This is a genomic window from Mycobacterium sp. (genome assembly GCF_025933915.1).
Taxonomy (GTDB): domain Bacteria; phylum Actinomycetota; class Actinomycetes; order Mycobacteriales; family Mycobacteriaceae; genus Mycobacterium.
Genome location: NZ_JAICZA010000213.1, coordinates 1 through 6,231 on the forward strand (window position 1 = coordinate 1; position 6,231 = coordinate 6,231).

6 protein-coding genes are annotated in these 6,231 nt (G+C 69.5%); 4 read left to right on the forward strand and 2 right to left on the reverse strand.

The genetic code is table 11. The annotated features are described in order from the left end of the window. The 4 genes from infB to Q0W90_RS22290 all read left to right on the forward strand — a co-directional run. Nucleotides 1–2,105 (forward strand): translation initiation factor IF-2 (infB, locus tag Q0W90_RS22275; RefSeq protein ID WP_297776671.1); only part of this gene is annotated, 2,105 nt, incomplete at its 5' end. Nucleotides 2,106–2,187: 82 nt separating this feature from the next. After that, nucleotides 2,188–2,676, forward strand: a complete 489-nt coding sequence (gene rbfA / locus Q0W90_RS22280; RefSeq protein WP_297595747.1) for a 30S ribosome-binding factor RbfA — start codon at nt 2,188–2,190, stop codon at nt 2,674–2,676. 22 nt (nt 2,677–2,698) lie between these two features. After that, the gene (locus tag Q0W90_RS22285) at nt 2,699–3,652 is read left to right on the forward strand and encodes a bifunctional oligoribonuclease/PAP phosphatase NrnA (protein WP_297595770.1); all 954 of its coding nucleotides are present in this window, start codon (nt 2,699–2,701) and stop codon (nt 3,650–3,652) included. Next, nucleotides 3,649–4,959: an MATE family efflux transporter gene (locus tag Q0W90_RS22290; protein WP_297776674.1), complete on the forward strand. Its 1,311-nt coding sequence runs from the start codon at nt 3,649–3,651 to the stop codon at nt 4,957–4,959. Before Q0W90_RS22285 ends, Q0W90_RS22290 begins: the two co-directional genes overlap by 4 nt. 21 nt (nt 4,960–4,980) lie before the next feature. Here the strand turns inward: Q0W90_RS22290 and Q0W90_RS22295 are convergent, their stop codons facing one another. Together Q0W90_RS22295 and Q0W90_RS22300 are read right to left on the reverse strand one after the other, a co-directional pair. Beyond that, complete coding sequence (locus Q0W90_RS22295; protein WP_297595749.1) at nt 4,981–5,553, reverse strand: hypothetical protein; 573 nt, start codon at nt 5,551–5,553, stop codon at nt 4,981–4,983. A gap of 57 nt (nt 5,554–5,610) precedes the next feature. Continuing rightward, a partial coding sequence (locus tag Q0W90_RS22300; protein WP_297776677.1) for an enoyl-CoA hydratase occupies nt 5,611–6,231 on the reverse strand: 621 nt, incomplete at its 5' end.

Sequence of the window (6,231 nt, forward strand, 5' to 3'; positions counted from 1 at the left end):
CGGCGCGGCCCGGCGCCCCGCGGCCCGGCGGCGGCCGGCCCGGTGGTCCCGGCGGTCGCGACGGTGGTGGCGGCAACTACCGCGGCGGTGGCGGCGGAGTCGGCGCCCCGCCAGGCGCCGGTGGCGGCGGTTTCCGGGGCCGTCCCGGTGGTGGTGGCGGCGGTGGCCGTCCCGGACAGCGCGGCGGCGCGGCCGGCGCGTTCGGCCGCCCCGGTGGTGCGCCGCGGCGTGGTCGCAAGTCGAAGCGGGCAAAGCGCGCCGAGTACGAGAACATGCAGGCGCCCGTCGTCGGTGGCGTGCGGTTGCCGCACGGCAACGGCGAGACGATCCGACTGGCGCGCGGTGCGTCGCTGAGCGACTTCGCCGACAAGATCAACGCCAACCCGGCCTCGCTGGTGCAGGCGCTGTTCAACCTCGGCGAAATGGTGACGGCCACCCAGTCGGTGGGGGACGAGACGCTCGAGCTGCTGGGCAGCGAGATGAACTACGTCGTCCAGGTCGTCAGCCCCGAGGACGAGGACCGCGAGCTGCTCGAGTCGTTCGACCTGTCCTACGGCGAAGACGAGGGCACCGAGGAAGACCTGCAGACCCGTCCGCCGGTGGTGACCGTGATGGGTCACGTCGACCACGGTAAAACCCGACTGCTGGACACCATCCGGAATGCGAGCGTCCGCGAGGCCGAGGCCGGTGGCATCACCCAGCACATCGGTGCCTACCAGGTGACCGTCGACTTCGACGGCACCGAGCGGCCGATCACCTTCATCGACACCCCGGGTCACGAGGCGTTCACCGCCATGCGTGCCCGCGGCGCCAAGGCCACCGACATCGCGATCCTGGTGGTCGCCGCCGACGACGGCGTGATGCCGCAGACGGTGGAGGCCATCAACCACGCGCAGGCCGCCGACGTGCCGATCGTGGTGGCGGTCAACAAGATCGACAAGGAAGGTGCCGACCCGGCCAAGATCCGCGGTCAGCTCACCGAATACGGTTTGGTGGCAGAGGATTTCGGTGGCGAGACGATGTTCGTGGACATCTCGGCGAAGGTGGGCACCAACATCGAGGCCTTGGAGGAGGCGGTGTTGCTGACCGCCGACGCCGCCCTGGACCTGCGGGCCAACCCCGACATGGAGGCCCAGGGGGTGGCGATCGAGGCACACCTGGACCGGGGTCGCGGCCCCGTCGCCACCGTGCTGATCCAGCGCGGCACGCTGCGCGTCGGCGACTCGATCGTGGCCGGCGATGCCTACGGGCGTGTCCGCCGCATGGTCGACGAGCACGGCGACGACGTCCACGAGGCGCTGCCGTCACGACCCGTCCAGGTCATCGGCTTCACGTCGGTGCCCGGAGCCGGTGACAACCTGCTGGTCGTCGACGAGGACCGGATCGCCCGACAGATCGCCGACAAGCGCAGCGCCCGCAAGCGCAACGCGCTGGCGGCGCGTACGCGCAAGCGGATCAGCCTGGAGGACCTGGATTCGGCGCTGAAGGAAACCAGCCAGCTGAACCTGATCCTCAAGGGCGACAATGCCGGTACGGTCGAGGCGCTCGAAGAGGCTCTGATGGGCATCCAGATCGACGACGAGGTGGCGCTGCGCGTCATCGACCGCGGTGTCGGTGGCATCACCGAAACCAACGTCAACCTGGCGTCGGCCTCGGATGCGGTGATCATCGGCTTCAACGTGCGGGCCGAGGGCAAGGCCACCGAGCTGGCCAACCGCGAAGGCGTGGAGATCCGCTATTACTCGGTGATCTACCAGGCGATCGACGAGATCGAAAAGGCCCTGCGCGGCATGCTCAAGCCGATCTACGAGGAGAGCCAGCTGGGCCGCGCCGAGATCCGGGCGATCTTCCGGTCCTCCAAGGTGGGCATCATCGCCGGCTGCATGATCAGCTCCGGTGTGGTGCGCCGCAACGCCAAGGCCCGGCTGTTGCGCGACAACGTCGTGGTCACCGAGAACCTCACGATCCACTCGCTGCGGCGCGAGAAGGATGACGTGACCGAGGTCCGCGAGGGCTTCGAATGCGGTATGACGCTGGGCTATTCCGACATCAAGGAAGGCGACATCATCGAGTCGTACGAGTTGGTGCAAAAGGAACGTGCCTGACCACCGCCCGCGATGCGGTGGGGTACCCCCAACCGCGTAGCGGCGAGGGGACGAAGCGATGAGGAGGAGGCGGTGAATCGATATGGCTGACCCGGCCCGGGCCCGCCGCCTGGCCAAGCGGATCAACACGATCGTCGCCTCGGCGATCGAGTTCGAGATCAAGGACCCCGGGCTGGACGGGGTCACCATCGTGGACGCGAAGGTGACCGCCGACCTGCACGACGCGACGGTGTTCTACACGGTGATGGGACGCACGCTGGACGACGAGCCGGATTACGGGGCCGCCGCGGCCGCGCTGGAGCGGGCCAAGGGCGCGCTGCGCACCCTGGTCGGGGCGGGCACCGGCGTGCGTTTCACACCCACCCTCACCTTCACCCGCGACACCACATCGGACAACGTGCAGCGGATGGACGAGTTGCTGGCGCGGGCTCGCGCCGCGGACGCTGATCTGGCGCGGGTTCGTTCTGGCGCCAAGCCGGCTGGGGAGGCCGATCCATACCGGGATGGCGGATCGGGCGTGGAGCCCGGCCTCGACGGGAGCATCGGTGACGACGACCAACGCGAATACTGAACTGGCCGGTGTGGGAGCACGCATCGACGCGGCGGCCGCCGTCGAACTACTGTCGGACGCCGCCACCGTCGCGGTGATCGCCCATGTGCATCCCGACGCCGACACGATCGGCGCCGGGCTGGCGCTGGGTTTGGTGCTGGACAAGTGTGGCAAGCGGGTCGAGGTCAGTTTCGCTGAGCCGGCGGGGCTGCCCGAATCGCTGGCATCGCTGCCGGGCTGCCGGCTGCTGGTCAGTCCGGATGCGATGGACCGCGACGTCGATTTGGTTGTCACCGTTGATGTTCCGAGCGTCAAGCGACTGGGCGCGTTGAGCGACCTGGCCGTATCGGGTGCCGAGGTGCTGGTGATCGACCACCACGCCTCCAACGACGTGTTCGGCACGGCCAATTTCGTTGACGTGTCGGCTGATTCGACGACGATGATGATCGCCGACCTTCTCGACGCATGGGACAAGCCCATCGATCCCGACGTCGCGCACTGCATTTACGCCGGCCTGACGACCGATACCGGATCTTTCCGCTGGGCCAGCGCGCGCGCCCTTCGCCTGGCCGCCCGGCTGGTCGATGCTGGCGTGGACAACGCCGCGATCAGCCGGACCCTGATGGATACCCATCCGTTCGGGTGGCTGCCGCTGCTGTCGCGCGTGCTGGCGTCGGCCCGGTTGCTGCCGGACGTGGCTGGCGGGCGGGGCCTGGTGTATGCGGTTGTCGGCAACCAGGATTGGATCACGTCACGCCCCGAGGAAGTCGAGAGCATCGTCGACATCGTGCGGACCACGCAGCAGGCCGAGGTGGCCGCCGTCTTCAAGGAGATCGCGCCGCAACAGTGGTCGGTGTCGATGCGGGCCAAGGCCGAGGTGGACCTGGCGGCGGTCGCATCCGGGTTCGGCGGGGGCGGGCACCGGCTGGCGGCCGGTTATTCGACCACCGGCTCGATCGACGACGCCGTGGCGTCGCTGCGCACCGCGCTCGGGTGACCGAAGGGGATCGAACCGCCGCCGGTGGCCATCAGATCGCCGGCCTGGCGCTGCCCGCGCTGGGGGTGCTGGCGGCCGAACCGCTCTATCTGTTGTTCGACACGGCGGTCGTCGGCCGACTCGGCGCGCTGAGCCTGGCCGGGCTGGCCATCGGCGCGCTGGTGCTCGGCGTGGTCGGGTCCCAGTTGACATTCCTGTCGTATGGCACGACCGCCCGCTCGGCCCGCCATTTCGGGGCCGGTGACCGGGCCCGGGCGGTCACCGAAGGGGTGCAGGCGACCTGGCTGGCGCTGGGTCTGGGCGCGCTGATCGTGGTCGCGGTGCAGGCCGCCGCCGTGCCGGTGGTGTCGGCGATCGCGTCGCGCGGCGACATCGCCGGCGCGGCGTTGCCGTGGCTGCGTATCGCGATCTTCGGTGCCCCGGCCATTCTGGTGTCGCTGGCGGGCAACGGATGGATGCGCGGCGTGCAGGACACCATCCGTCCGCTGCGTTATGTGGTTGTCGGCTTCGGGCTTTCGGCGCTGTTGTGCCCCCTGTTGGTCTACGGCTGGCTGGGATTGCCGCGCTTGGGGCTGGCCGGGTCGGCGGTGGCCAACGTGGCCGGCCAGTGGTTGGCCGCGGTGTTGTTCGGGCGTGCGCTGCTGGCCGAACGGGGGCCGTTGCCGCTGGACCGCACCGTGCTGCGGGCGCAGCTCGTGATGGGCCGCGATCTGGTGGTGCGAACATTGGCTTTTCAGGCCTGCTTCGTCTCGGCGGGCGCGGTCGCCGCCCGATTCGGCGCCTCGGCGCTGGCAGCGCATCAGGTCGTGCTGCAGATATGGAATTTTCTTGCGCTGGTTTTGGATTCGCTGGCGATAGCGGCGCAGGCGTTGGTGGGTGCCGCGCTGGGCGCCGGTGACGCCGCGCATGCCAAATTGGTGGCCCGGCGGGTGACGGTGTTCTCGACGGCGGCCGCCGGACTGTTGGCCGCGGCGTTCGCGATCGGCTTTTCCGCGCTGCCCCGACTGTTCACCGACGACCGTTCGGTGCTGGCCGCGATCAGCGTCCCGTGGTGGTTTATGGTGGCTCAATTACCCTTTGCGGGAATAGTTTTCGCGCTGGATGGCGTGCTGCTGGGTGCGGGGGATGCGGCATTCATGCGCACCGCCACCGTGACCCGCGCGCTGGTCGGCTTTTTGCCGTTGGTCTGGCTGTCGCTGGTGTTCGACTGGGGCCTCGCGGGAATCTGGTCGGGGCTGACCACGTTCGTGGTGCTGCGACTGATCTTCGTTGGCTGGCGGGCGATCTCGGGTCGCTGGGCGCGCTGACGGCTATTCGGCCACCGGTTGCTAAAACGCCCAGCTGCCCGAGCGCTGCACCACGAATCCGTGATCGCCGCTGGTGGTGTCCAGGCAGGCGAGGAGGTTGTCGGCTCCCACCGCGCAGGTGACGTTGAGGTACGTCAACTTCTGGCCCGCCGCCAACAATTTGGCGCCGCTCGGCAGCGCGGGCGCGTTGCCGTCGCATCCGCTGTAGGACATGCGGCTCAATTGGTAGCCGGGGCCCTTGAAGTCGACCGAACCCACGATGCAGTCGCCCGGTCGTGGGCGGCCGCCGGGGATGGGGACGTCGTCCATTCCGGACATGTCTCCCTTGCACTTGATGTCCTGCGAGGGTTGTGGCGCGGGCGCAGGGCCGCCGTAGAAGTCGCAGACCAGTGCGGACGGGGCGGAAAAGCTGATCCGCGGCGAGGCGCCCGCGGTGCTGAGATAGCCGTCGGCCGGGACGGCGGTGAAGCCGTCGAGATTCGGAAACCCCGGCGGTGGCGGCTGCGCGGCCGCGTGCGGTGCGCCGATTGCGAGCGCCGATGCCGCCAGCGTCAGGGTGCCGAGCACCCTGCTGATTCCGACGACCGCGCGCATCACTCGATCGTATTGGGTGGACGAAACCGGCCCAAACGGACCGCCAGAGACCGTCCCTCAGCGCACCTGAGCCCGCCCGCGTTGCAGCACCGCCTCGCGGTTGGCGGCGATGTCGTCGCCGCTGGTCCGGAATTGCCGGGCCGCCATCGCCTCCTGCCACAGGCCCGCGCCGGTCTGCGCGTCGTCGATGCGGTGATAGGACGCCAGCAGCGCCCGCACCGCGTCCTGATTGTTCCCGACGATCGAGGCCGCGACCTGGCGGGCGGCGCCCAGCAGCTGGTCGTGCGGTACGACCTCGGTCACCAGGCCGGCGCGCAGCGCGTCGGCGGCCGACAGGTAATCCCCGGTCATGCTCATGCGCCGGGCCAGGCCGACGCCCACCTTCTGCGGGAGCCGCACGCTCAGCCCCCAGGTGGGCAGCAGTCCCACCCGGGCGTGCGTGTCGGCGAAGCGGGCGTTCTCCGATGCGACCAGGATGTCGCAGTACAGCGCCAGCTCCAGACCGCCGGTTACCGCGGCGCCGTTGATCGCGCCGATCACCGGCTTGCTCATCGCCGGCCACCGCGGCGAGATGTCCGGAAGCGCGGAGGAACCGCCCAGCTCCTTGAGATCCAGTCCCGCGCAGAACACCGGGTCGGCACCGGTGACGATGACGACATCCACGTCGTCGTCGGTTTC